The organism is Mycobacterium sp. (assembly GCF_035633495.1).
GTDB lineage: Bacteria > Actinomycetota > Actinomycetes > Mycobacteriales > Mycobacteriaceae > Mycobacterium.
Window position 1 is genome coordinate 34411 of the sequence record NZ_DASQEU010000143.1, and the last position, 24792, is coordinate 59202.

At 66.6% G+C, this 24792-nt stretch carries 21 protein-coding genes, 2 tRNA genes and 3 pseudogenes; 14 read left to right on the forward strand and 12 right to left on the reverse strand.

The window, feature by feature from the left end; all coding sequences use genetic code 11:
* Positions 1-10: 10 nt before the first annotated feature.
* Positions 11-84 (reverse strand) — tRNA-Ile (locus tag VET27_RS20975).
* A gap of 104 nt (positions 85-188) precedes the next feature.
* Between VET27_RS20975 and VET27_RS20980 the strand changes: the two genes are divergently transcribed.
* Positions 189-563 (forward strand): phage holin family protein, encoded by a 375-nt coding sequence (locus VET27_RS20980; protein ID WP_526521543.1) that lies wholly within the window; start codon positions 189-191, stop codon positions 561-563.
* Positions 564-975: 412 nt separating this feature from the next.
* A complete protein-coding gene (locus VET27_RS20985) occupies positions 976-1323 on the forward strand; it encodes an SHOCT domain-containing protein (RefSeq protein ID WP_526521544.1) in 348 nt (115 codons plus the stop codon).
* A gap of 3 nt (positions 1324-1326) precedes the next feature.
* On the opposite strand, the gene VET27_RS20990 is transcribed toward VET27_RS20985, so the two are convergent.
* The gene (locus VET27_RS20990; RefSeq protein WP_526521545.1) at positions 1327-2151 is read right to left on the reverse strand and encodes a carboxymuconolactone decarboxylase family protein; all 825 of its coding nucleotides are present in this window, start codon (positions 2149-2151) and stop codon (positions 1327-1329) included.
* Positions 2152-2372: 221 nt separating this feature from the next.
* Here VET27_RS20990 and VET27_RS20995 point away from each other — a divergent pair.
* Together VET27_RS20995 and VET27_RS21000 are read left to right on the forward strand one after the other, a co-directional pair.
* A pseudogene (locus VET27_RS20995) lies at positions 2373-2879 on the forward strand (amidohydrolase family protein); the annotation flags it as partial.
* Positions 2880-2953: 74 nt separating this feature from the next.
* A pseudogene (locus tag VET27_RS21000) lies at positions 2954-3916 on the forward strand (amidohydrolase); the annotation flags it as partial.
* On the opposite strand, the gene VET27_RS21005 reads toward VET27_RS21000, so the two are convergent.
* From VET27_RS21005 to VET27_RS21020, 4 genes are read right to left on the reverse strand one after another with little or no spacing between them, the layout of a single operon-like run.
* A complete protein-coding gene (locus VET27_RS21005; protein ID WP_526521546.1) occupies positions 3904-5274 on the reverse strand; it encodes a metallopeptidase TldD-related protein in 1371 nt (456 codons plus the stop codon). The pseudogene VET27_RS21000 and the gene VET27_RS21005 sit on opposite strands and share 13 nt — an antisense overlap.
* 28 nt (positions 5275-5302) lie before the next feature.
* A complete protein-coding gene (locus tag VET27_RS21010) occupies positions 5303-6820 on the reverse strand; it encodes a metallopeptidase TldD-related protein (RefSeq protein WP_526521547.1) in 1518 nt (505 codons plus the stop codon).
* The gene (locus tag VET27_RS21015) at positions 6817-7515 is read right to left on the reverse strand and encodes a hypothetical protein (RefSeq protein WP_526521548.1); all 699 of its coding nucleotides are present in this window, start codon (positions 7513-7515) and stop codon (positions 6817-6819) included. The genes VET27_RS21010 and VET27_RS21015 overlap by 4 nt, the downstream gene beginning before the upstream one ends.
* Positions 7516-7552: 37 nt before the next feature.
* Entirely contained in the window at positions 7553-7930 is a 378-nt protein-coding gene (locus VET27_RS21020) for a DUF202 domain-containing protein (RefSeq protein ID WP_526521549.1), read from the reverse strand.
* Between the two features lie 159 nt (positions 7931-8089).
* On the opposite strand from VET27_RS21020, the gene VET27_RS21025 reads away from it, so the two are divergent.
* The 5 genes from VET27_RS21025 to VET27_RS21045 all read left to right on the forward strand — a co-directional run bounded on the left by VET27_RS21025 (position 8090) and on the right by VET27_RS21045 (position 13998).
* Positions 8090-9418, forward strand: a complete 1329-nt coding sequence (locus VET27_RS21025; protein WP_526521550.1) for a DUF1254 domain-containing protein — start codon at positions 8090-8092, stop codon at positions 9416-9418.
* Between the two features lie 37 nt (positions 9419-9455).
* The gene (locus VET27_RS21030; protein WP_526521551.1) at positions 9456-10898 is read left to right on the forward strand and encodes a DUF1214 domain-containing protein; all 1443 of its coding nucleotides are present in this window, start codon (positions 9456-9458) and stop codon (positions 10896-10898) included.
* A gap of 64 nt (positions 10899-10962) precedes the next feature.
* Positions 10963-11835, forward strand: coding sequence for a carbohydrate ABC transporter permease (locus VET27_RS21035; protein ID WP_526521552.1), 873 nt, complete (start codon positions 10963-10965; stop codon positions 11833-11835).
* Positions 11822-12655 (forward strand): carbohydrate ABC transporter permease, encoded by an 834-nt coding sequence (locus VET27_RS21040; protein ID WP_526521553.1) that lies wholly within the window; start codon positions 11822-11824, stop codon positions 12653-12655. Before VET27_RS21035 ends, VET27_RS21040 begins: the two co-directional genes overlap by 14 nt.
* Positions 12652-13998: an ABC transporter substrate-binding protein gene (locus tag VET27_RS21045; protein WP_526521554.1), complete on the forward strand. Its 1347-nt coding sequence runs from the start codon at positions 12652-12654 to the stop codon at positions 13996-13998. Before VET27_RS21040 ends, VET27_RS21045 begins: the two co-directional genes overlap by 4 nt.
* A gap of 92 nt (positions 13999-14090) precedes the next feature.
* Here the strand turns inward: VET27_RS21045 and VET27_RS21050 are convergent, their stop codons facing one another.
* Positions 14091-14924: an energy-coupling factor transporter transmembrane component T family protein gene (locus tag VET27_RS21050; RefSeq protein ID WP_526521555.1), complete on the reverse strand. Its 834-nt coding sequence runs from the start codon at positions 14922-14924 to the stop codon at positions 14091-14093.
* The gene (locus tag VET27_RS21055) at positions 14921-16978 is read right to left on the reverse strand and encodes a DUF2232 domain-containing protein (protein WP_526521556.1); all 2058 of its coding nucleotides are present in this window, start codon (positions 16976-16978) and stop codon (positions 14921-14923) included. The genes VET27_RS21050 and VET27_RS21055 overlap by 4 nt, the downstream gene beginning before the upstream one ends.
* Positions 16979-17085: 107 nt before the next feature.
* Here VET27_RS21055 and VET27_RS21060 point away from each other — a divergent pair, with 107 nt between their 5' ends.
* From VET27_RS21060 to VET27_RS21070, 3 genes and pseudogenes are all read left to right on the forward strand, one after another.
* The gene (locus VET27_RS21060) at positions 17086-17544 is read left to right on the forward strand and encodes a MarR family winged helix-turn-helix transcriptional regulator (RefSeq protein ID WP_526521557.1); all 459 of its coding nucleotides are present in this window, start codon (positions 17086-17088) and stop codon (positions 17542-17544) included.
* Between the two features lie 29 nt (positions 17545-17573).
* Positions 17574-18462, forward strand: a pseudogene (locus VET27_RS21065) (MFS transporter).
* 122 nt (positions 18463-18584) lie between these two features.
* On the forward strand, positions 18585-19190 hold the full coding sequence (locus VET27_RS21070; RefSeq protein ID WP_526521558.1) for a hypothetical protein: 606 nt from the start codon (positions 18585-18587) through the stop codon (positions 19188-19190).
* Positions 19191-19219: 29 nt separating this feature from the next.
* Here VET27_RS21070 and VET27_RS21075 read toward each other — a convergent pair whose 3' ends face one another.
* Entirely contained in the window at positions 19220-19951 is a 732-nt protein-coding gene (locus VET27_RS21075; protein ID WP_526521559.1) for a VIT1/CCC1 transporter family protein, read from the reverse strand.
* A 102-nt stretch (positions 19952-20053) separates the two neighbouring features.
* On the opposite strand from VET27_RS21075, the gene VET27_RS21080 reads away from it, so the two are divergent.
* Complete coding sequence (locus tag VET27_RS21080) at positions 20054-22000, forward strand: acyl-CoA dehydrogenase family protein (RefSeq protein WP_526521560.1); 1947 nt, start codon at positions 20054-20056, stop codon at positions 21998-22000.
* A gap of 13 nt (positions 22001-22013) precedes the next feature.
* Here the strand turns inward: VET27_RS21080 and VET27_RS21085 are convergent.
* Positions 22014-22086, reverse strand: a tRNA-Asn gene (locus tag VET27_RS21085).
* Positions 22087-22254: 168 nt separating this feature from the next.
* Here VET27_RS21085 and VET27_RS21090 point away from each other — a divergent pair.
* Positions 22255-22497: a hypothetical protein gene (locus VET27_RS21090; protein WP_526521561.1), complete on the forward strand. Its 243-nt coding sequence runs from the start codon at positions 22255-22257 to the stop codon at positions 22495-22497.
* Here the strand turns inward: VET27_RS21090 and VET27_RS21095 are convergent.
* Together VET27_RS21095 and dnaG are read right to left on the reverse strand one after the other, a co-directional pair.
* Positions 22494-22778 carry a DUF7155 family protein gene (locus tag VET27_RS21095; protein WP_526521562.1) on the reverse strand — a complete coding sequence of 95 codons (285 nt, stop codon included), beginning with the start codon at positions 22776-22778 and terminating at the stop codon, positions 22494-22496. The two genes, VET27_RS21090 and VET27_RS21095, sit on opposite strands and share 4 nt — an antisense overlap.
* A gap of 54 nt (positions 22779-22832) precedes the next feature.
* Complete coding sequence (gene dnaG / locus VET27_RS21100; protein WP_526521563.1) at positions 22833-24767, reverse strand: DNA primase; 1935 nt, start codon at positions 24765-24767, stop codon at positions 22833-22835.
* Positions 24768-24792: the final 25 nt, after the last annotated feature.

The window sequence follows — 24792 nt, forward strand, 5'->3', positions numbered from 1 at the left end:
GCCTCTGACGTAGGGCGACTGGGACTTGAACCCAGGACCAACGGATTATGAGTCCGCGGCTCTAACCAACTGAGCTATCGCCCCCTTGCGCGCGTGCGCGGTCCCCATGGTCGCACAACCCGTCGGTGATCCTCGCCGGCGATATCCGAACTTCATCATGATCAACCCCGCCGCATTAGGCTCCGACCGTGATTCGCTTTCTGTTGCGCATGGTCGTGTTCCTCGGCTCCTCGGCGATCGGACTATTGGTGGCCGCCTGGCTGATCGACGGTGTGACGGTGTCGACGTGGGGCTTCGTCACCGCCGTCGTCATCTTCACCGTCGCGCAGGCCATCCTTTCCCCGTTCTTCCTGAAGATGGCGAGCCGTTACGCGTCGGCGTTCCTCGGCGGCATCGGCCTGGTGTCCACCCTGGCGGCCCTGATTTTGGCGTCGCTGCTCACCCACGGACTGACCATCCGTGGCATCGGTTCGTGGGTGGCGGCGACGGTGCTCGTGTGGCTCGTCACCGCCCTCGCCACTCTCCTGCTGCCGATGCTGATCCTGAAGAAGAAGGTCGCGTAGTAACAGACGCCGTGAACAAGCCGCTCATCGCCGGACTGCTGACCACGTGGTGCCTGCTGGTGGTCCTGCCGGCGTGGATCGTCTACGTGACGTTCCGCGGCGTCGACGCGGACACCCCCATCATCGGCCCCATCCTCGCCATCTGGATCGTCGGTTACCCTGCTGCAGTTCGGCGTGTTCATGGCCGCCACGCGCAAGGCCTCGCGCAACGGGATCGGCGAGTGGTTCCTCGCATCGACGATACCGTTCGTCGCGGATTGGACCGTCCCGGTCGCGCCATGGTCGCCGATCGCGGTCGCCGCAGTGGTGGGCGCCTACGCGGCGTGGTTCTACTCGCGCATCGAACGCAGCGGATCTGCAGCACAACGGTATTCGGGCGACCGGAACCGTGCTCGAGGTCAAGCAGCCACTCATGAACACCATCATCAACGACGTCTACATTCGTCGGACGATGACCTTGGGCGTGGATCGAGCCGACGGCGCGCCGCCATACGAGGCGAAGTATTCGGGCACGTTCATGCTCGGTGAGATCCCGAGCCCCGGCGATGTCTTCCATCTGAGGGTCGATCCCAAGAATCCCCACCACCTCGAGACGACCGACGGACCCGGTTACGCTGCTGAACCGGCCGCGCCTCCGCTTCTGCCGCAGCAGGGTCCGACGATCACCGAGCAGCTGCAGCAACTCGACGACATGCACCACCGGGGCGCACTCACCGACGCCGAGTTCGCGGCGGCCAAGCAACAGGTGCTTCGAGGTTAGACCTCAGCTGTAGACCGGCTGGCCGTCAAGTCCGAGGAAGTACCGCTCGGTCCCCTCCTCGACACGCGGCGCGTCTCGGCCGAGCGCCACCGCAATCTTGTTGGCGGCGTTGCGCATCACGTCGAGCGTGATCTCCATGGCCTCGGCATCGGAGAACTGCTCCCGCACCCCGGCCGCGACGTCGGCACCGATCTTCGATGGCGTCCAGATCAACGCGTCGACATAGCGCAGTGCGGCCTTCTGCCGTTCGTTCAGCAGGCTCGACGACTCATAGTGCTCGATCTCGGAATAGAGCGACTCGGTCCCACCCGCATCGAGCGCCGCGCCCTCGCGTAGCGAGCTGCAGAGCCGGCAGTTGTGCTGGACGGCGCCGCGCAACCGCACCACCTCGGTCGTCACGGGGTCCAGCGCGCGCAGCGCACCGACGGTCGGTGCGAACTGGTTGAGCAGCAGGTCGACCGGATCGGTGTCACGGTCCCAGACGACGGGGTCGACGACCGGTGCGAAGCCGAGCGCGGTCAGGCCGGCCCTGACGCGGGGAACGAAGTCGGCGATGAAGATCAGCGCGACCATCTGGAATGCCTTGTCGCCCAACGCCGCCATGAAGGCCGAGCGCTGCTCGGGGCTGAGCACCGACACGTCGACGGCGAACTGTTCGGCGAACTCGGCCAGCTGCGGGTCGTCGTCCGCAGGGACCTGCGCCACCAGCGGCGGCAACGACACGGCCTGCGCACACACCTCGCGCACCAGCGCGTTGCGGCCCGCATCGCCCTCGGGCGAGAGCGCCGTCAGCCGGGTCAACAAGCCGTACAACTGATCGTCGTCCATGACCGCGATTATGGCGTGCCGCTCGTCGCCCACACGAGGAACTCGGCGAAGTCCAACCCTCGAAGTCGTCGATGACTACCGTCGCGATCATGATCAACGACTCGGCGGAGCGCATCTTCCGCGGCGGCACGATTCTCACGATGGACGACACCCGGCCTCGTGTCGAGGCGGTCGCCATCGGCGGCGGACGCATTTTGGCCGTGGGCGACGAGGCCGAGGTCATGACGACCCGCGGCGACGACACCGAGATCGTCGACTTGGGCGGCCTCACGCTGATGCCGTCGTTCATCGACGCCCACGGCCACTTCGCCAACGCACCGCAGATCGTCAAGTGGGCCAACGTGTCCGGCGTGCCCACGGGGCCGGTCACGTGCATCGCCGACATCCAGCGCGTGCTCGAGGAGTTCGTGACGGCCAACTCGGTGGCACCGGGTGACTGGGTGGTCGGCTACGGCTACGACGTGTCGAATCTGTCCGACGGCCGCCAGTGCACGCGCGACGACCTGGATGCCGTGCTGCCAGACCACCCGGTGATGCTGATCCACAGCTCCAACCACGGGGCGGTACTCAATTCACGGGGTTTCGCGGCGGTGGGCTACGACGCGTCCACGCCCACGCCGCCCGGTGGTCTGATCCTGCGCAAGCCGGGCGGGAACGAACCCGAGGGCCTGATCATGGAGACCGCCTTCGTGCCGATCTTCGCTGACATGCCGCAGCCGTCGGAGCAGGAAAATGCGAGACGTTCGACGCCGCTCAGCAACTCTACGCCTGCAAGGGCACCACCACGGTCCAGGAGGGCGCGACCCACGCCAAGGATCTCGCCCTCATCCGCACGGCGGCCGACCAGGGGCGTCTCTACCTCGACGTGGTGGCCGTGCCGCTGGTGCTCGAGGTACCCAAACTCGTCAAGGAGTACTTCCCCGACTTCGCGGGTGGCCCGATGGAGCTGCCCGATACGGCGGCCGAGTCGTTCGGCTCCTATCGCAACCGGCTCAAGCTGCAGGGCATCAAGTGCATCGTCGACGGTTCGCCGCAGGGCAAGACGGCGTTCTGGACCGAGCCGCTGCTGACCCCGGGGCCCAACGGTGAGGCCGACTGGTGCGGCCAACCCGTGTTCCCCAAGCAGCTGATCGAGAAGATGGTCAAGGAGATCGCCGACGCGGGCATCCAGATCTTCTGCCACTGCAACGGCGACGCGGCGATCGACATGATGATCGACGCCTGCCGGGCGGCCGGCATGACCGCAGGCGATGACCGCCGCACCGTGATTGTCCATTCCCAGTTCATGCGCCCCGAACAACTTGACGACTACGTCGAATTGGGGCTGTCCCCAAGCTTCTTCACCGTCCACGCTTACTTCTGGGGCGACCTGCACGAGGAGAATCTGGGCCAGGAGCGGGCCTACTTCCTCAGCCCAATGGCCTCAGCCGTCGCCAAGGGGCTGCACTGCTCGAATCACAACGACTTCTCCGTGACTCCGATCGACCCCATGCGGATGGTGTGGAGCGCCGTCGCCCGCACGTCGCGCTCGGGTAAGGTCATGGGCCCGAACGAACGGGTCGACGCGTGGCAGGCGCTCAAGGCGCTCACGATCGAGGCCGCGTGGCAGATCCGCGAGGAGCACGACAAGGGTACGCTCGCCGCGGGCAAGTGGGCCGACGTGGTGATCCTCGACGGCGACCCGACGACCGTGCCCACCGACGAGATCTTGGACATCGCCGTCGTCGAGACGTTCAAGGAGGGCCGCAGCGTCTACTGTGCTTGACTCACCGAGGACATGTGGAAGTCGGGGATGCGCAGCGACGGCATCTTCGCGCGGGTCGCCCAGTCACCCCACTCCCTGGGCAGCGTGGTCTCGCTCACGCCTGCCTCGGTGGCGCGGCGCAGCAGGTCCAGCGGACTCTCGTTGAACCGGAAGTTGTTGACGGCGCCGGTGACCTGCCCATCCTCGATCAGGTACACGCCGTCGCGGGTCAGACCGGTCAGCAACAGCACGGTGGGATCGACCTCGCGCATGTACCACAGCGTCGTCAGCAACAGGCCGCGCTCGGTGCGGCGGATCATGTCCGACAGGCTCGCCCAACCGCCCGTCATCAGTAGATTGTCCGCAGGAACCGCCACGGGGACGTCGTACTCCGCCGCGGCCGCCCGCGGGTAGGCCAGCGCGTTGATCGTCCCGTCGCGAATCCACTCCACCCGGTCGATGTCCATGCCGTTGTCGAACACCGACACCCGCTCCGAGGAACTCGTCGCCGCAACGAACGGCGAGCATTCCAGACCCGTCGCAGTCGGATCGGAGTACAGCGTCAGTCCGAGATCGGTGAGCTTCTCCCCCACCCGGGTACCGCCCGGCGCCGACAGCGCGGTGCGACCCTCCTGTGCCCCTCGGCCGTCCATGGTCCAGCCGAGGTAGATCATCATGTCGGCGACCGTCGACGGTGGCATCAACGTCTCGTAACGACCGGCGGGCAGCTCGATGCTGCGGCTGGCCCAGTCCAGTCGGGTCGACAGCTGCTCGAGCATGGAATCGGTTGGCACGTGGGCGAAGTCGGGGGTGCCGACGCCTACCCACGCGCTGGCCCCGCTGCGCTTGGCGTTGATCTCCACCGATCCGGTCGGTTGCGTGTAGCGCCGACGCAGTCCGGTCGAGGTGGCGACGAACGTCGTCTCCAGTTCGTGGCGGGCGAAGCCGTACAACCGGTCGGCGCCGCGGAACCCCCTCGCCAGGCTCTTCGCGACGCCGGCGAAGACGTCGGCAGCCGTCTCGGGCACGGGCGCGTCCCAGTCGTACGGGGTCTCGTCGCCGGCCAGCATCGGCGCACCGTCGCGGGCTTCCGGCGCCGAGCGTGCCGCGTCCTGCGACGCGGCCACCAGGCCGGCGATCGCCGAGGGGTCGACCTCGCTGGACTTCACCGAGCCGACGTGAGCGCTCTTACCCTGGCGGACAATCGATATCACCGTCGCGTCCCGGCCGAGCGACTCGCCGTTGGTGGTCATCGAGTTGCCCGCCCAGCGCAGCGACGCCGTCGCCCGATCGGTGACCACCACGATGGTCTCGTCGGCCATCCCACGGCGGACTGCCTCGGCGAGGGCGATCCCGACGACGTCCGATGCGGCGATCATGCTGCCCTGTTCTTCGCGCAAGCGCTCATCACCGGCCGGCCTCCTCGCGGGTGTTCAAGACGTTGATCCCCCGGAACAGCGCCGACGGGCAGCCATGGCTGACCGCCGCGACCTGCCCGGGTTGCGCCTTGCCGCAGTTGAATGCTCCGCCCAACCGCCACGTCCCCGGGCCGCCGACCGCTTCCATGGCGCCCCAGAAGTCCGTCGTGATGGCCTGATAGGCGACGTCGCGGAGCTGGCCGTCGAGCCGTCCGTCGCGGATCCGGAAGAACCGCTGGCCGGTGAACTGAAAGTTGTAGCGCTGCATGTCGATCGACCACGACTTGTCGCCGACCACGTAGATGCCGTCCTGCACCTTGGCGATCAGGTCGTCGGTGCTCGCGTCCTCGGTACCCGGCTGAAGCGACACGTTCGCCATGCGCTGGATCGGCACGTGATGGGGCGAATCGGCGTACGAGCATCCGTTCGACCTGGCTTCACCCAGGCGTGGCGCGAACACCCTGTCGAGTTGGTAGCCGACGAAGACGCCGTCGCGCACCAGATCCCACTTCTGGGCGCGCACCCCCTCGTCGTCGAATCCGATCGTCGCCAGTCCGTACTCGACGGTGCGGTCGGCGGTCACATTCATCACGGGCGACCCGTACTTCATGACGCCGAGCTTGTCCGGCGTCGCGAACGACGTTCCCGCGTAAGCGGCTTCGTAGCCGATCGCCCTGTCGTACTCGGTGGCGTGGCCGATTGACTCGTGAATGGTGAGCCACAGGTTGGATGGGTCGATCACCAGGTCGGTGGGGCCCGCGACCACGGTCGGCGCCTTGGTCTTCTCGGCCAACAGGGATGGCAGTTCGGCAAGCTCGGTCGACCAGTCCCACACCTCGTCACCCGCGACGAACTCCCAGCCCCGCGCCATCGGCGGTGCCAGGGTGCGCATGCTCTCGAACGTGCCCGCCGCCGAGTCGACGGCGACTGCTTCGAACGAGGGTTGCACGCGCACTCGCTGCTGGGTGATCGACGAGCCGAACGTGTCGGCGTAGAACGTCTGTTCCTTGACGGCGTGCAGGCCGGCGGACACGTGGTCGATGCCTTCGGCGGCGAGCAGGCGCCCCGAGTACTCGACGAGCACACCGATCTTGTCGGCGGCCGGGACGTCGAACGGGTCGACCAGATAGTCCGACACCCAGCTGACGTCGGAGTACACCGGCTCCGGTGCGAGCTCGATGCGTTCGGCATTGAGCGGGGCCAGGGTGGCGGCGACACGGACCGCGCGGCGCGCCGTCTCGGCGGCGACCACCGGGTCCAGCTCGGCGTGCGACGCGAAACCCCAGGTGCCGTCCACGATGGCCCGAACCGCAAGGCCGATCTCGCGGCTGACGACCGACGTCTCAAGCTCCCCGTCGCGCAGCTGCACCGTCTCGGTGGTGATGCGGTGAATCCGCAGGTCTGCATAGCTTGCGCCGGCTGACGTGGCCGCCGTCAGTGCGGCGTCGGCGAGCTGGTGCCGCGGCAGTTCGAGATAGTCGGCATCGACACGTCGGCGCGCTCTCACGCCTCTACCGTAGTGGCACCATCCGCCTGGGTGACTCGGTGCCGACGGCGAACCGCATGGCTCCTCACGAGGATGACCGTGCTGATTCCGAATACCCAGGCCGGGAACACGAGCGTGATCCACAGGTTGCGAGTGACCACCAGGAGCAGGCTCACGGCCAGCAGGTAGGTGACGAACGCCAACCAGCGTGGCATCAGCCTGGTACGGATCCAGATGGTGGCCAGCGAAATCATGAACACCCCAGCGAAACGAACCCCCCACACGTTGCTGATCTGGAGCATCAGCGACCTAGCAAAGTAGATCAATCCGTTCGAGGCCATCACCGGGATCTGAGCGACCATCAGGATCGCTCCGGCGATGGACATCGAGACGGCCACCGTTGCAAGGAACAAGAGTCCGCTGCCGAGGAAGACGGACCCGAAGAAGCGGTCCTCGAGGTTACCTAGCTGGTCCCTCACGACCCCGATGAACCACAGGAAGGCGATGCTGGCGAGCGGAGCCAACACCAACGCCGTACTGATTCTGGTTTCGCCGCGGGTCACCCACGCTGTTTGCGCGAAGGGATCGTCGGGGACCGCGCTGCGCAGCAAGACCAGGCTGGACGCGAACAGCACGGCGAAAAGAATGCCGGCGATGGCAGCGCCACGAGGCGTGCTGAGCCGCTGGACCGGTCTGGGGCGATTAACGTCGTCCATGTGCTGCCTTCTTCGAAATATCATGCAATGCAAGCTGTTACAGCCGCAGGGTGACGCCGAGCAGCGCGATCACGCCGAGACCGACGATCATCGCTGCGACGATCGCGGCAATCGAATAACGCATTGGTCCGAAGTCTGCCCGCAGCACCGTCAACTCCTGGCGGTGCTGAATCCAGGCAAGTATCAGCGCCACCAGTCCGATGAGAATCATGACCACCCCGAACACCTGGGGGCTGACGTACGGGTCACGCAGCCGTTCGTTCTGCGAGAGGTACAGGAAGATCTGGTAGATGGTGAAACCGAAGGCGATCAGCGACGTGCTGGTGCGGGTCCAGGCCATCAACGTTCGTTCCAGTGCCAGGCGGTTGCGTTCAGCGGCCAGTTGAGTGTTCGTGTCCAGCTGACGCTCTGCCATGGCCACCTCTCGGCCGGTCCGAACCGGCTCCCAAACAGATTATCGCGCCCGCAGATATTGAGGTTACTATGCCAATTGATTATCTCCCGAACGGCAGAAGACCATTAAGGGTTGCTCGCTCCCGTCGCGCGATCCCCAGTCGAGAAGCGAGTCGGTGCCGTGAGTCACTACCCGCAGACATGTCTTATCTCGCCGGACGAAGCGAGGGCCATCGCCGCCGAAGCCTACGTCTACGCCTATGCGCCGCTATTCAATTACAAGACGCTGTTTCAGCAGACGCAGGATTTCTCGTTTCCGGGCTACATCGGCGGTTTCGGACGATTCCGCCACTATTCCCGAGGTTTCACTCCCGCCGACACCGACATCGTGACCCCGAGCAAAGACACGCCGTACTCCTGGGCGTGGCTCGACCTGCGCGCGGAGCCCGTGGTACTCAGCGTTCCGGCGATCCGGACGCGTTACTACGTCCTGCAGTGGTTCGACATGTACACGCACAACTTCGCCTACATCGGTTCGCGGGCGACGGGCGTGGAAGCGGGCAACTACCTGTTCGCGGGGCCTGGCTGGCACGGCGACGCGCCGAACGGCATCACCGAGGTCCTCCATTCGGAGACCGACATCATCGGCACCCTCACTCGCACTGCGCGGACCGGGCCCGAGGAGAAGGAAGCCCTGCAAAGCGTGCAGCGCCAATACCGCTTGACGCCGCTGAGCGAGTTCGCCGGCACCCGGCCGCCCGCTCCGGCGCCAGCGCTGAGTTTCCCCGCGTGGGATGAAAGTCATTCCGCGACAACCAACTTCATCTCGTATCTAAACTTCATCCTCCGGTTGTGTCCGGAACTGCCGGCGGAGAAAGAGCAACGTGCGCGCTTTGCCCGCATCGGGATCGGTGCCGGGCGCCCCTTCGACGCCGCAGCGCTGGATCCCACCGTCCGCACCGCGATCGCGGCGGGTATTGCCCAGGGCCAGAAGGCAATCGAGAAGACCGTGGCTGCCACCCGCAGTTCGACGGAGTTCTTCGGCACCCGCGAATTCCTCGGCGCGGACTTCGCCGTGAAGCGGGCGGTCGCCGCGACGATGGGCATCTACGGCAACTCCAAGGAAGAAGCGGTCTACACCCCGTGGCAGGTCGACGCGGACGGCCACCCGCTCGACGGCGCGAACCGCTACCTGCTGCACTTCACCGCCGAACAGGTGCCACCCGTGCAGTACTTCTGGTCGCAGACGATGTACAACCTCCCGCAGCGGCTGCTCGTGGACAACCCACTCGACCGCCACGCCATCGGCGGCCGCACAACGGGATTGACCACCGAGGCCGACGGCTCAGTAACCATCTACGTTCAGGCCGAGTCGCCCGGTGAGGGAAAGGAATCCAACTGGCTGCCCTCACCCGACGGCCCGTTCTACATGGTGCTGCGCATGTATGGCCCGCAAGGGTCACTCGCCGACGGCACGTGGGTCGCCCCGCAGCCACGCCTCGTGAAGTAATCCGGACCCGACCGATCACTGAAAGGACCAACGAACGATGGCCGCGACACCCGAACCTGGCATCGCCCTCGAAGACGCCACCCTGCATGGCAACGAGACCATCCACACCCCCGTCGGTGACATCGAGTTGGTGCATGGCTACTTCGATGTGGATGCCTCGAATCGGTTGTTCGACGAGATGGACTATCAGCGGGCGGTCCAGGCCTACCTCTGGAGCCATCCGCTGGTGAGCGTGGCCACGTGGCGCAACCGGCAGGCAGCGGCCTTTGGCGTCACCGGGGAGACCGACTTCGTGGTGCAGCGATCGCTCAAGGAGAAGCGTGGCATCGTCACCGCCAATCTGACGACGCCGTACATCTTCAACTTCATCAGCCTTGCCGACGGTCCGCTGGAGATCGACTACCCCGCCGGGTTGACGGCAGGTGGCGTCCTCGACTTCTGGCAGCGCCCCGTCGCCGACCTCGGTCTCACCGGACCCGACGGCGGCAACGGCGGCAAGTACGTCATCGTCGGGCCGGATGCGGACGCGGCGACGTTCTCCAAGCCCGGCCACTTCGTGCGTCAGAGCGCGACCAACAACGTCGGTGTGCTGTTGCGCATCTTGGACGAGACTCCCTCGTACTACCAAACGTTCAAGACGACGATGAAAATGGGACGTGTCGGGCAGCCGCTGGCGACGAGTCGTTTCATCGAAGACATCGACGTCGAATGGAGCGCTACGGCGCCACGGGGCCTCGACTACTGGGAGACCCTGTCGAGCATCCTCGACGAGGAACCCGTCCGCGCGATCGACAAGGCGTGGATGGCCATGATCCGGCCTTTGGGCATCGAGCAGGGTAGACCGTTCTGCCCCAACGAGCGCCTGCAGACCATCCTGCTCAGGGGGGCGGCCATGGGTGAGCTGATGGCGCGCAACCTGCAGTGCAATCCTCGCTTCGCCGAGCCGTACTGGACCGGCACCTCTTGGTACAAGAGCTTCGACTTCTCGCTCGCGCAGGAAACCGAGACCCGCGTGGAACTCGACGAACGCACCACCTGGTTCTACGAGGCCGTCGGGAGCAGCGAGGGCATGGTGAACCCCCAGGTCGGCACCGGGCAGGTGTACATGACGACTAAACGAGACAGCGACGGCAACACCCTGCGCGCCGACAAGACCTACCGGCTGCGAGTGCCCCATGACGTTCCCGTCGGCCAGTTCTGGGCGCTGACCCTCTACAGCGAGAACACCCGCAGGCCCTACGACAACGGCGGCGGCGGCGTCCGGAGCGCGAACCTCGACAACACGTTGGAGGATTTGCGGTACAACGACGACGGCAGTGTCGATCTCTTCATCGGCCCGCACGCGCCGGCCGGCTACGAAAAGAACTTCATGAAGACGGTGGGCACCGACGGCTGGTTCGTCTATTTCCGCCTGTACGCACCCCTGCAGCCTTTCTTTGACAAAACCTTCGCCCTCAACGATTTCGAGATGATCGCCTGATCGAGGCGCTCACCGACGAGTGGGCACTGTCCGCGCGGGGGCGGCCATGACCTTTAATGATCGGATGGGTCGCCTGCGCATTCGCAACACCGTCGTGGGCTACGCGCTGCTCGCCCCCAGTCTCTTCGGCGTGGTGACCTTCCTGCTGCTGCCGATGCTCGTCGTGGGATGGCTGAGCCTGCACAGCTGGGACCTGCTGGGGCCGATCGACTATGTGGGGCTGACCAATTGGCGATCGGTTCTGGGTGACGAGACCTTCGGCACGTCGCTGGCCGCCACCGGCGTCTTCATACTTCTGGTCGTCCCTCTGCAAACCGTGCTCGGATTGTTCGCGGCCGCAATGCTCGCCCGCAACCTACCGGGCAGTGGATTCCTCCGGACGCTGTACGTACTGCCGTGGATCTGCTCGCCGCTGGCGATCGCCGTGCTGTGGAAGTGGATCCTGGCGCCGAGCGACGGCGCAGTGAGCACCGTGCTTGGCTATCCCGTCGAGTGGCTCACCGATCCCGTGCTCGCGCTGCCCGTCGTCTCGGCGGTCACGGTGTGGACCAACGTCGGCTACGTGACGTTGTTCTTCCTCGCCGGCATCCTGGCCATCCCCCGCGAGGTGCAGAACGCGGCACGCACCGACGGGGCGAATGCCTGGCAGCGGTTCAGGTACATCACGCTGCCGATGCTGCGGCCGACACTGTTCTTCGTGCTCGTCACCGGGATCGTCAGCGCTGCGCAGGTTTTCGACACCGTGTATGCCCTGACGGGTGGTGGGCCCCAGGGCCGTACCGACCTCATCGCGCACCGCATCTACGCCGAGGCGTTCGGTGCGGCGGCGGTCGGGCGCGCCGCGGTGATGGCGGTCGTGCTGTTCGTGCTGCTGCTCGGCGTGACGCTCGTCCAGCACGTGTACTTCCGCCGAAGGATCAGCCATGACCTCGTCTGAACGGGGCCGCGTGGTCGTCAACACCGCGATCTACCTGGTGCTCGCCGTCCTCGCGATGATCACGTTGGTGCCGTTCGGACTCGGCTTGCTGACGTCGTTCACCTCGGCACGGCAGTTCAACACCGAATCCCCCCTGTCGGTGCCGTCCCCGCCGACGCTCGCGAACTATCTCGGCCTGGCCGACGCCGGATTCGGAAGGGCGCTGGCGGTGACGGCGCTGATGACCGCCGTCATCCTGCTCGGGCAACTCACCTTCTCGGTGTTCGCCGCATATGCCTTCGCGCGAATGGAGTTTCCCGGCCGGGACGCACTGTTCTGGGTGTACGTCGCGACACTCATGGTGCCTGCCACCGTCACCGTGGTTCCGCTCTACCTGATGATGGCCGAAGTCGGCCTGCGCAACACGTTCTGGGCCTTGGTGTTGCCGTTCATGTTCGGCTCCCCGTATGCGATCTTCTTGCTGCGGGAGTACTTCCGCACGATTCCCGCCGACCTCATCAGGGCCGCCCGGATCGACGGCGCCAACACCCTCGACGTGATCGTGCACGTGGTGCTGCCCGCGAGCCGCCCGATTCTGGTCACGCTGGCGTTGATCACCGCCGTATCGCAGTGGAACAACTTCATGTGGCCGTTGGTGATCACCAGCGGCGGCACGTGGCAGGTGCTGACCGTGGCCACCGCCGGCCTGCAACGCCGGTACGACGCACAGTGGACGCTGGTGATGGCTGCGACGACGGTGGCGATCGTCCCCCTGATCGTGCTCTTCGTGGCGTTCGGCCGCCACATCGTCCGCTCCATCGTGGTGACGGGTATCAAGTGACGCGCAGACCGAAGTTCTCCACGCTGTTCGTCGGGGGGCTCGCCGTCGTCCTGGCGGTGCTGCTCGGCGCCGCGGTGCTGCTGGGCGGGTCGAGCGAACGCTCCGGCAAGACGGTGGTGACGGTGCGACTCTGGGACGAACAGGTGGCCGCTGCCTACCGTCAATCGTTCGACGAGTTCACCACCGAGCACCCCGACATCGAGGTGCGCCTCAACGTCGTCGCCTACTCGTCCTACTTCGACACACTGCGCACCGACGTCGCGGGCGGCGGCGCAGACGACGTCTTCTGGCTCTCCAACGCCTATTTCGCCAATTACGCCGACAACGGCAGGCTGCTCGACATCGGAAAGACGCTGGGTCCGGGTGCGGCTCGGGCCTGGGAAACCCCGGTGGTGCAACAGTTCACGCGCAATGGCGTGCTGTGGGGCGTGCCTCAGCTTACCGACGCCGGCATCGCGGTGTACTTCAACGCCGACCTGCTGGATCGGGCGGGTGTGGGCCTCGCCGAGCTGCTCGGGCTGCGGTGGTCACGGGGTGGGACCTCCGCCGGTGACACCCTGCGACCGTTGCTGGCCCGGCTGACGGTGGATGCCGACGGAAACCGCGCCAACACAACGCAATTCGATCCGACCAGGATCAAGCAGTGGGGTTACAACGCAGCCAACGACCTGCAGGGCATCTACCTCGACTACATCGGCTCGGCGGGAGGATCGTTCCAAGACGGCGACCGGTTCGCGTTCGACAATCCTGCGGCGATCCAGGCGTTCGAGTATCTGGTCGGACTCATCAACGACGACCACGTCGCTCCCCCGGCGTCCGATACCAACGACAACGGTGACTTCTCGCGCAACCGATTCCTGCAGGGACGGATGGCCCTGTTTCAGTCCGGCACCTACAATTTGGCCGCGATCGCCGACCAGGCGCCGTTCCGCTGGGGGGTGACCATGCTGCCGACGGGTCCGACGGGTCGCGTCAGCGTCACCAACGGAATCGCCGCCGCAGGCAATGCCGCCTCGCCGCATCCGGACGCCGTCCGCGAAGTGCTCGCCTGGATGGGCAGCACCCGCGGCAACGAATTCCTCGGGGCCTACGGCGCGGCGATCCCGGCCGTCATCGCGGCCCAGCCCGCGTACTTCGACCACTGGGCCGCGAGGGGCGTCGACGTGACCCCGTTCTTCAAGGTGCTGGACGGGCCCCGCATCGCAGCGCCGGGTGGGCCCGGTTTCGCCGCGGGGTATCAAGCCATCAAGCCGTACTTCGACGAGATGTTCCTCGGCCGTCGCGACGTGCCGAGCAGCCTCTCCGACGCCCAGTCCGCGGCGAATGCCGCTGCAGATCGCTAGCCACCTCCCCGCCGAACGTGGATTACCCCACGCCTTTCTCTTGGCGAACGTGGATCAAGTGCCCACTCGCCGGGGTGTTCGAGCGAGCAAATCTAGCTCGTCGCCAGCGGGGTGAACAGCTCGACGTACACCGCGGCGGCACATATCCCGATGACGACCGCACCGGCCACGGCGTCAGCCCACCCCGGCCGTGACGGCAGCGCGGAGATCTGACCCGCGCCACCGCGCGCCGTGATCGCATCACCCATCTCGTCGGCGCGCCGCAGGGCCACGGTGACGGCCGCCGCGAGCAGATCGATGATCTCCCTGGACATTCGGCGTCGCCGTTCCCTCGCCGTGGTGGCAGGCTCACGGGGCCTGAGCTTGCGGGCGGCGAACAGCACGCGGAACTCGTCGATGAGCATCGGAAAGGCCCGCAGCGCAAGCGAAAGCGTGACCGCCCAGTCGTCGACCGGAAGACGCAGCAGCCGCAGCGGTCTGCCGATCTTCGCCACCGCCGGCGCGATCTCTGCGACGTTGGTGGTCCACGAGATCAACCCGCCGAGCCCGAGCAGAACGATCGAGAGCACCGTGATCTGAAGGAACTTCAGCAGTCCACCGAGTCCGAGGTCCAGGGACGCGACGACGACGCGGGGGCTTCCGCCGGCGAACGACGCCGTCAACGCACCGAAAAACAGCAACCCCCATAGCCAGCGAGGCACGGACGGCAACACGCCACGGGGAATGCGGGCGATCCACGCCGTGACCAGGACGAGCGCGGCGACCAGGGCGATGGGCACCCAGCCCGGATAGAGCGTGAGCAGGACACCGATGACGGCGACGACGAGGAGCTTCGTGCCCGCCCACAGCTCGTGGATGACGCTGCGGCCAGGTACCGGCCGGAGCAGCACGACGGGTCGGGACGGGCGGCGCTGGGGCGCGGTCACGCGACACCTCCCGCCGTCGTGGGTGCGGGCATGACGGCGCCGTCGCGCAGGTGCAACGTGCGCGGGCACAGTTCCTCGAGGCCGGAGAAGTCGTGCGAGATGACGATGACCGTCAGCCCCGCGTCCCGGCGCAGGGCGGACAGCAGCCCCAGCAAGCCGCGTTGACTCGCGGCGTCCAGGCCGGCCAGTGGCTCGTCGAGGATCAGCACCCGCGGCTTGCGGGCCAGCAGTCCCGCCAGCACCACCCGACGCATCTGCCCGCCGCTGAGCTGGTCGATGCGCCGCAGCCCGATCGTCGGGTCGAGGCCGACCATGGCCAGCGCCGCGACGATCTGCGAGTGGTCGTAGTAGTCCAGTCCGGCCGCCGACGCGATCTCCATGTCGACGCGCCCGCGCATCAGCTGCAATCTCGCGGCCTGGAACGAGATCGCCACGGCGCCAGCCTGTTCCGTGACGGGGCTACCGTCCAGCAGGCAGGTCCCGGAGGTCGGCGCCAGCAGGCCCGCCATGATCCACGCCAGCGTCGACTTCCCCGACCCGTTGAGGCCGTGGATCAGGACGCCGTCACCCTCGTTGACGACGAGGTCCACGTCACGCAATGCGGTTGACGCCCAAGGGGTTCCCAGTCCGTACTCGTGCCCGATGCCCTTGAGTTCCAGCAGAGGTGACCCGCCGCGCCGGGTCTGCGCACCGGTGGGGGCCGGTGCAGGCGCGGTGCTGACCATCTCGACGTTGTCCGCGGTGCCACCGTTGCCCGTGAGGTCGATTACTCGATCCGCCGACTCGGCCTCGTCGTTGTAGTGCGTGATGTGCACCAACGACATTCGGTGCCTCTTGGTCAGCCCCGACAGTACGGAGATGAGCGCTTCGCGGCCCTGCTGGTCGACCATGCTGGTGACCTCGTCGGCGATCAGCAACGACGGCTCCCGCGCCAGGGCCGCCGCGACTGCGAGCCGCTGCAGTTCGCCGCCCGACAGACCGCCGGTGTCACGTTCGGCCAACCCGTCCAGCCCGACCTCCGCGAGCAGTCGGTCGACGTCCGTGGTGGCACCCGGCGGGAGGCCGAACACGACGTCGTCGGCGACGCGGCTACCCAGGACCTGACTCTCGGGGTGCTGCATGACGACCGCGGTTCCACCGACCTTGCCGAGGCCGACCGCTCCGGGCCGGTCCACGGTGCCGGCAGTCGGGGGCCGGCCCGACAGCACGAGCATCAGGGTCGTCTTACCCGACCCGTTGGGGCCGGTGACGGCGACGTGTTCACCCTCGGCGACGAACAGGGACATCGGGCCGAGCGCATCGTGACCCGCGCCGTCGTAGCGGAAGCGGACGTCGCGGAACCGGGCGGGCACCGGACCGACGGGTTGGGCCGAGTCGACGACATCGAGCTTGTGCACGTCGGGTACGCCGGACAGGCGCACGAGCACTCGGGACAACGCCCACCATCCGATGAGGGTGACGGAGCCAATGCTGAGAATGCTGGAGCCGATGATCAGCACGGGCCAGTAGGTCAGCACCGTCGCGAAGTCGTCCCTGAGTCGCTCTGCAGCCGCCTCCAGGCCGGAGATGCGTTCGAGCACCGCGGCGATGCCATTGACGTTGGCCGTCATCGACTCGAAGACCAGGTCGCGGATCCGGTGGAAGACCATCAGGAAGGCGACGCCGAACACGCCGAACACCGCGCCCGCGATCAATGCCGCGAAGGTGATCGTCGCAGTGCCGCGCCCACGGCGCTTGACGATCCCGGTCAGGCCGCCGATGTAGGCGCAGTTGAAGACCGTCATCAGTCCGCCGAATCCGGCGATCAGGAAGGCGACGATGCCGCCGGCGACGGTCGCCGCGATGAGTACCCGGAAGCGGTGACGGTAGGCGAGCAGCCCCATGGGGACGGTGCCGAGCACCGACAGACCTGCGGCGAAGGGGACGACGACCGCGATGATCGCGGTGGCTGCGCACAGCGCGGCCATGACGGCGGCGTGCGCCAACTCGTCGGGCTTCATCGAGCCAGCCCGTGGAGGTGCGCCGCCGCCGGTCTCGCTCCCGGTCTGGGCCATTTCTCGATTCTGCCAGCTGTCCACCAAGAGCAGTCTCAGCCGGCTGTGACCATGGCCACGATCCGGTAGCGTTTGATGTACATAGAGATTCTATGTAAGCATGGGGCATGGCCCTTCCGCCCACGACGCAACCCGCTGCCGACACCTCCCTCGCCGGGGATCTGTTGTCCGTGGTCGCCAGGCTCAACCGGCTCGCCACTCAGCGCGTCAAGATGGAACTGCCGTACGCACAGGCCCGGCTGTTGTCCACGATCGAGGACCAGGGCGCGGCCCGCATCTCCGACCTCGCCGCCTTCGACCACTGCTCGCAGCCGACCATGACCACGCAGGTCCGTCGACTCGAAGACGGCGGGCTGGTGTCACGCATCACCGATCCGGCCGACGCGCGCGCCGTGCTGATCAGCATCACCCCGCGGGGCAAGGAAGTCCTGGCCCGCGTGCGCGCCGACCGTGGCGCCATCGTCGACCCCTACCTGGAACGTCTCGAGCCGGTCGACCGCGAGTCCCTCACCGAGGCCGTCCGCGTCATGCGCGCGATCCTCGAGGACGCCCGGCACGACCGCTGAACCCCCACCAAAGAAAGGAGCAGCCGCCCATGTGGCGCCAACCCAAGGCCGTCTGGGCCGTCGCCTTCGCCTCCGTCGTCGCCTTCATGGGCATCGGCCTGGTGGATCCGATCCTGAAGCCGATCGCCGACAACCTCCACGCCACGCCGTCCCAGGTGTCGCTGCTGTTCACCAGCTACATGGCCGTCATGGGCGTCGCGATGCTCATCACCGGGGTCGTGTCCAGCCGGATCGGACCCAAGCGCACCCTGCTGATCGGGCTGGTGATCATCATCGCCGGGGCGGGACTGGCGGGCATGTCCGACTCCGTGATGGGCATCGTCGGATGGCGGGCCCTGTGGGGGCTGGGCAACGCAGTGTTCATCGCGACCGCGCTGGCCACCATCGTCAACTCGGCCCGCGGCCCGGTGGCCCAGGCGATCATCCTCTACGAGGCCAGCCTTGGCGTTCACCTCGTTGGTAGTTGCGCCGCGACTACAGCATCGGTTCGGCACCGTGCGGGTGCTGATCCTCAACCTGCTCGCATTCTCGCTGCTTCTCGCCGTGATGGCGGTCGGGACGGACAGCAAGGCACTGCTGGCGACGTGTGTGGTGATCGCAGGCCTGTTCATCGGCGTCAACAACACACTGATCACGGAGACGGTGATGAAGGCCGCGCCCGTCGAGCGCGGCGTCGCGTCGGCCGCCTACAGCTTCCTGCGATTCGGCGGCGGCGCCGTGGCACCGTGGCTCGCGGGCGTCCTCGGCGAGACGTTCAACGCGCACCTGCCGTTCTGGGTCGGGGCGGCAGCGGTCCTGCTCGGCGCGGGGGTCATGGTCGCTACCCGGCCACACCTGACCCACGTCGACGACGCCGAGGCGCCCGAGGAAGAGGCGCGCGACGAGGCCGTCGCCCTTACCGTCGGCAGCGACAGCTGAATCGAACTCGACGACAACCGCATGCGGTTCGACCAGATCGGGCAGACTGATCCAGCATGACTGTGCTGACCGTGGTCTCGACGACGCTAGTGCCGGTGGTATCCGTTCTATCGACTGCGGCCGTGGCGATTTGGACGAAGCGCATCGATGCCAGAACCAAGCGAGACGACAGGGCGCACGAACTCGTCCTGGACTACGAGAAGCGTGCCGGAGACGATAAGAAGGCCGTCCTGAAGTCGCTGATCTCAGCGACCCTGCACCTCATGCGCGGAGCAGAAAGTCTTGCAGGCACCGACGCGAGCCCGAGCGAAAGACGGGCGGAGGCCATCAGGCAGCTCTACGAATTCCGTGCACGCCTCGGGTTGGACGACGGCATCGCCGAGCTGATGATCTATGCCGCGGAACCGGTTCGCGACCTCACCGCATTGATTCTTGACGAATGGGACCGTCAATTCCGCGAGCACGGCTACTCGCTGGCGCAGCTGGACACCTGCAAGAAGCAACTGGTGCAGGCCGCCACCGAAATCCCCGACGTCCCTGCATTCGACGATCTGAACATCGTCGAAGGACAGCAGAGGTGGACCGCGCTGAAGGACGAAGAGACCTCGTGGCTCAGGAAACTGGGCGATGAGTCGGCCCTTGACGTCGATGAGCTGGTGGCGCTGTGTGGACGCACGTTGAAGGCCGCCCACAAGGATCTTCGTGGCGGTTACGGAGTCGAGCATTGACGGGCGTCGGCGCGGCGACGAGCTGAGTTCTACCCGACGGAAGTTCCGATGAGTGTGCCGACGACATAGGTCGCCGCGATCGCAATCGCACCAAAGGCCAACTGCCGCAAGGAGCCCAGCCACACCGCCCGGCGAGTGAAGTAGGCGGCCACCCCACCCGCGACGAGCAGCCCCACGCCGCCACAGGCCAGCCCGAACCAGAGCGACGAGAAGCCCAGCAGGTACGGGATCAGCGGGACGATCGCGCCGATCGCGAACATCACGAACGACGACCCGGCCGCCACCCACGGCGACGGCTTCTCGTTCGGGTCGATGCCCAACTCCTGGACGAGGTGGAAGTTCAGCGCGCGGTTCTCGTCCTCGTGAATCTCGTGGGTGGCCGCGGTGGCCGTCGCCTCGGTGATCCCCAAAGCCACCAACATGCCGATGAGTTCGTTGCGCTCGGCTTCCGGGTTCTTCCGGAAGGATCGTCGCTCGACGCGGACCTCGGATTCGATCTGCTCGTTGGCCGTCGTCACCGAGGTGTACTCCCCCAGTGCCATCGAGAACGCGCCCGCGAGAAGGCCCGCCACGCCGGCCAGCACCACGGCGTTCGCGCCCGCGCCCGCCGCGACGCCTGCGATGAGTGCCGTGTTGCTGACCAGTCCATCCATCGCCCCGAACGTGGCGGCCCGCAGCCAGCCGCCAGTGACGTCGGCATGCCGGTGGTCGATGTCGAGGGGCAGCCCGGTCGGCGGCTGCGAGGGGTCCGGATCTGTCATGTCGATGATTCAACGCCAGCCTGATTGGCCCGACCCACTCAGGATTGCCTGGGTTTGCCACATCACAGTTTCACGATCGCTTTCGGGGGATACCGTGGAAAGATGACCACCACCGCTGATCATGTCCGCAATGCGCTCGACGGCCGCTGGCGGGACATGAAGAACCGGATGCGACAAGAACTCTCCTCCGAGGTCTTCAGGCCGCACTACACGCCGAACACCGTGATCGCCCGCACCAAGGTCACCGAGCAGATGCGGATCATGGCCGCCAATGGTGCCGCCGAGGACGGCTTCAAGAAGGAGCACGGCGGCAACGGCGACGTTGGCGCCGCGGTGACGCAGATCGAGATGTTGGCGATGTCCGACCTGTCACTCATGGTGAAGGCCGGCGTGCAGTGGGGCCTGTTCGGCGGCGCGATCGAGAATCTCGGCACCGAGCGCCACCACGAGGCCTACGTCAAGAGGCTCATCGATCTGGACTTGCTGGGTTGCTTTGCCATGACCGAGACCGGGCACGGCAGCGACGTGCAAGCGCTCGAGACCACCGCGACGTACGACCCGGATACGCAGGAGTTCGTCATCGACTCCCCCACCCCGTCCTCGCGCAAGGACTACATCGGCGGCGCCGCGAACACGGCACGGGTGGCGGCCGTCTTCGCGCAGCTGTTCACCAAGGGAGAGAGCCACGGCGTGCACTGCCTCGTCGTGCCGATCCGAGACGACGACGGCAACGACCTGCCGGGCGTGACGACGTCGGACTGCCAGTACAAGGGTGGTCTGCCGGGCGTCGACAACGGCCGGATCCAGTTCGACCAGGTGCGGGTCCCGCGGGAGAACCTGCTGAACAAGTACGCCGACGTCGCGGAGGACGGCACCTACAGTTCACCGATCGAGAACCAGGGCCGCCGGTTCTTCACGATGCTCGGCACACTGATCCGCGGACGGGTCACGGTCGGCGGTAGCGCCGGTGCTGCGGCGCGGGTGGCACTCGACATCGCGACGCGATATGCGCTGGAGCGCAGGCAGTTCGAGGCACCCGGGGCCGAAGAGGAGGTGCTGATCATGGACTACCTCGTTCATCAGCGCCGACTGTTCCCGTTGATCGCGAAGTCGTACGCCCTGCAGTTCGCCCAGAACGAGCTGGTGGCCAAGTGTCACGAGCTTCAGACCTCCGACGACCCGGACGCCGAGGAGCAACGAGAACTCGAATCCCGCGCTGCCGGCCTCAAGGCCGCCAACACGTGGCACGCCACTCGCGCCATCCAGGAGGCGCGCGAAGCCTGCGGCGGCGCAGGCTATCTGGCGGAGAACCGGCTGATCGCGCTCAAGGCCGACACCGACGTGTTCACCACGTTCGAGGGCGACAACCACGTGCTCACGCAGCTGGTGGCGAAGGAACTGCTGACCGCGTACGCCGACGACGTCAAGAGCATGAGCCCGGCGCAGTGGGTGCGCTTCGCGGCGAACTTCGCCGGCGAGCGGGTGATCAAGCGGACCGCGGCGCAGACGATCATGCAGACGATCGTCGACTCGCGTGAGGACAACGAGGAGGAGGGCTCGCTGTTCAACCGCGGCACACAGGTGAAGATGTTCGAGGACCGCGAGGAGTACATGCTCGCGTCCGTCGCACGTCGACTGCAGGGCAAGTCCAAGGAGATGTCTCCGTTCGACGCGTTCAACGCCGTTCAGGACCACGTGTTGCACGCCGCCAAGGCGCACATCGACCGCATCACCCTGGAATCGTTCGTCGCGGGCATCGACACCTGCGAGGACGAGAAGGCACGCGAGATCCTCGGCATGGTGTGCGACCTCTACGCGCTGTCGGTGATCGAGGATGACAAGGCGTGGTTCATGGAGCACCGCTTCCTGTCCACCGAGCGCTCCAAGGCCGTCACCCGGGGCATCAACGACCGGTGCCGCAAGCTACGCCCGCACGCCGAGCTCCTGGTCGAGGGATTCGGGATTCCCGGGCAGTTGCGCTACGCCGAAATGCTGCACCCCGAGCACATCCCCGACGCCGACGAGCACCAAGAGCAGAACGCCGAATAACTGAAAACTGAAGCTCCCCCGCGTGGACTCGAACCACGAACCGTCCGATTAACAGTCGGAAGCTCTGCCAATTGAGCTACAGGGGAATGCTCGTCGGCCTGCGGGGCATGCCCGAGAACCGAACGCTGACTCTAGCGCATGGGCTCCCGAAGCCGGGTATCGGGCACGTGACGGGGGGGTGCCCGACTCCTTCCGTCACGCCTCGCCCGCACGAGGCAGGATGGATGCATGCACCGTCGAATGAAGGGGGTTCAGTGATCCGGATCGCCGCCGTCATGGCTGTCGGCTACGTCTTGGGCGCGAAGGCCGGCAGGCGCCGTTACGAGCAACTCGCAGGCACGTACCGCGCGGTCACGGGCAGCCCGGCGACCAAGGCGGTACTGGATGCTGGACGACGGCGAATCGCCGACCGGGTGTCGCCCGATCCGACGATGGGGACGTTGACGCCGATAGACGCACAGACCTCGGTGTGGCAACCCGAGGCGGAGAGCCGCTAACCGATTCCCTGAGTCCAGGTCTGGCCGGGAAGTAGCGGGCTGGTTGAGACGCCGAACCCGCCGTTGGATCCGTTGTTGCCGAAGTTCGGCGTGCCGATATTGGTCGCATTGCCGTTCGAGTAGCCCAGGCAGATGCCGTCTTCCTTGTTGCCGTACCAGGCCAGACAGGGCGCAGCTTCGGCGTGGCCGGCGCCACCGGTCAAGGCGATCGCGAGCGGAGCGGCAGCGGCGGCGACCGCCAGGGCTCCCGCGGACACGAGTCGGCGTGCTCGGATGGTCATGAGGCACCCTTCCATTGGTCTGACAGCGAACTCACCATAGCGTGACGAGGCGGTTCACGCATTAAGGTCGTCGCCGCTCGCCCGTTCCAACAGGCTGCGACGGTAGGTCTCCATCGCGACGAGATCGCCGAACAACGCGTTGTAATCGTCGTCGTTGTCGACGGGCGACATGCGCTGCAGCTTGGACTTCATCTCGGCGATCTGCCTGCCGACCCACACTTCCTGCAACCTGGCCAGCACGCCGCCGATGTAGCGGGCCAGGCGCTCGTCGTCGTCGACCCGGAATGCCTCCACCCCGAGTTCGTTGACTAGATTCGCCGCCTGGGGCGACGCCGTCTGCTCGCGGACCGCGTCGATCCACTGCCCTCCCGAGCCGCCGGACGACATTCCGCCCGCCGCCGCGATCGCGGTGCGCACCGCGGCATAGCCCGGATGGGTGAAGCTCTCGACCGTCAACGTGTCGAAGACGGGTCCGGCGATCGCGGGATACTGCAGCGCGGCCTTGAGCGCCTCGCGCTGCGGCCACAGGGTCGGATCCCGCGGGTCCGGGCGTGCCACGGTGACGGTGGGCCCGGCAGCCGGGTTCGCTCCCCTGCGCGCATCACGTCGAGGTGCGCCGCCACCGGCCTTGGCGGTCTCCCGCACACGGCCGATGACCTGGGCGACGTCGTCCCAGCCGACCCAGCCCGCCAACTGACGGGCGTATTCGTCGCGCAGCGTCGGATCCTTGATCCTCGCCGCCATCGGGACGCAACGGCGTAGCGCAGAGACCCGGCCCTCCGCACTGTCGAGATCGTGATCGGCGAGCGCAGTGCGAATCACGAACTCGAACAACGGGGTTCGTCGCGCGACGAGGTCGCGCAGCGCGCCGTCGCCGGACTTCAACCGCAGATCGCAGGGATCCATGCCCTCGTCCGCGACCGCGACGAAGGACTGTCCGGAGAGGTTCTGTTCACCCTCGAACGCCTTGACCGCCGCGGCCCGGCCCGCCGCATCGCCGTCGAACACGTAGATCAGCTCACCACGAAAGAAGTTGTCGTCCATCATGAGTCGCCGCAGCATCGCGAGGTGCTCCTCGCCGAATGCCGTGCCGCAGGACGCGACGGCCGTCGTCACGCCCGCCAGATGCATCGCCATGACGTCCGTGTAGCCCTCCACGACGACGGCCTGATGGCCCTTGGCGATGTCGCGCTTGGCCAGGTCGAGCCCAAAGAGGACGTTCGACTTCTTGTAGAGCACCGTCTCCGGAGTGTTGACGTACTTGGCGTCCATGTGATCGTCGTCGAACAACCGACGCGCGCCGAAGCCGATGACCTCACCGCTGGACACCCGGATGGGCCACAACAACCGTCGGTGGAAGCGGTCCATCGGGCCACGACGACCTTCCCGCGACAGGCCCGCGGCCTCCAGCTCCTTGAACTCGAAACCCTTGCGCAACAGGTGTTTCGTGAGCGTGTCCCATCCGGACGGCGCGAACCCGCAGCCGAACTGAGCGGCCGCCTCGGCATCGAAGTTGCGCCCGAGCAGATACTGCCGGGCGGGCAAGGCCTCGGCCGACTGCAGCGCCTCGGCGTAGAACGCCTGTGCCGCCGCGTTGGCGGCGATCAGCCTGCTGCGGCTGCCCCGGTCCCTCTGGACGTTGGTGGCCGAGGCGCCGGTGTATGTGACGGTGTAGCCGATGCGGTCGGCGAGCATCTCGACCGACTCGACGAAGCTGACGTGCTCGATCTTCTGCAGAAACGCGTAGACGTCACCGCCCTCGCCGCACCCGAAGCAATGGAAGTGGCCGTGGTTGGGCCGGACGTGGAACGACGGTGACTTCTCGTCGTGGAACGGGCACAACCCCTTCAGCGAGTCGGCTCCCGCGCGCCGCAACTGCACGTAGTCGCCGACCACGTCCTCGATGCGGGTGCTTTCGCGAATGGAGGCGATGTCACGGTCGGGAATCCTCCCGCCCCGAGTCGCATCGCTCCTGCCCGCTGCCGCCACCGGCACAGTCTATGCGTGCGCCACG

Bases quoted from the DNA above. Each gene is read 5' to 3' on its own strand.
- VET27_RS21060 (WP_526521557.1), top strand. From the start codon at position 17,086: ATGGCCCTTCCGCCCACGACGCAACCCGCTGCCGACACCTCCCTCGCC.
- VET27_RS21095 (WP_526521562.1), bottom strand. From the start codon at position 22,778: ATGACCATCCGAGCACGCCGACTCGTGTCCGCGGGAGCCCTGGCGGTC.
- VET27_RS21015 (WP_526521548.1), bottom strand. From the start codon at position 7,515: ATGGACGACGTTAATCGCCCCAGACCGGTCCAGCGGCTCAGCACGCCT.
- VET27_RS21030 (WP_526521551.1), top strand. From the start codon at position 9,456: ATGGCCGCGACACCCGAACCTGGCATCGCCCTCGAAGACGCCACCCTG.
- VET27_RS21035 (WP_526521552.1), top strand. From the start codon at position 10,963: ATGGGTCGCCTGCGCATTCGCAACACCGTCGTGGGCTACGCGCTGCTC.
- VET27_RS21040 (WP_526521553.1), top strand. From the start codon at position 11,822: ATGACCTCGTCTGAACGGGGCCGCGTGGTCGTCAACACCGCGATCTAC.
- VET27_RS21055 (WP_526521556.1), bottom strand. From the start codon at position 16,978: ATGGCCCAGACCGGGAGCGAGACCGGCGGCGGCGCACCTCCACGGGCT.
- VET27_RS21075 (WP_526521559.1), bottom strand. From the start codon at position 19,951: ATGACAGATCCGGACCCCTCGCAGCCGCCGACCGGGCTGCCCCTCGAC.
- VET27_RS21080 (WP_526521560.1), top strand. From the start codon at position 20,054: ATGACCACCACCGCTGATCATGTCCGCAATGCGCTCGACGGCCGCTGG.
- VET27_RS20985 (WP_526521544.1), top strand. From the start codon at position 976: ATGAACACCATCATCAACGACGTCTACATTCGTCGGACGATGACCTTG.
- VET27_RS21005 (WP_526521546.1), bottom strand. From the start codon at position 5,274: ATGATCGCCGCATCGGACGTCGTCGGGATCGCCCTCGCCGAGGCAGTC.
- VET27_RS20990 (WP_526521545.1), bottom strand. From the start codon at position 2,151: ATGGACGACGATCAGTTGTACGGCTTGTTGACCCGGCTGACGGCGCTC.
- VET27_RS21020 (WP_526521549.1), bottom strand. From the start codon at position 7,930: ATGGCAGAGCGTCAGCTGGACACGAACACTCAACTGGCCGCTGAACGC.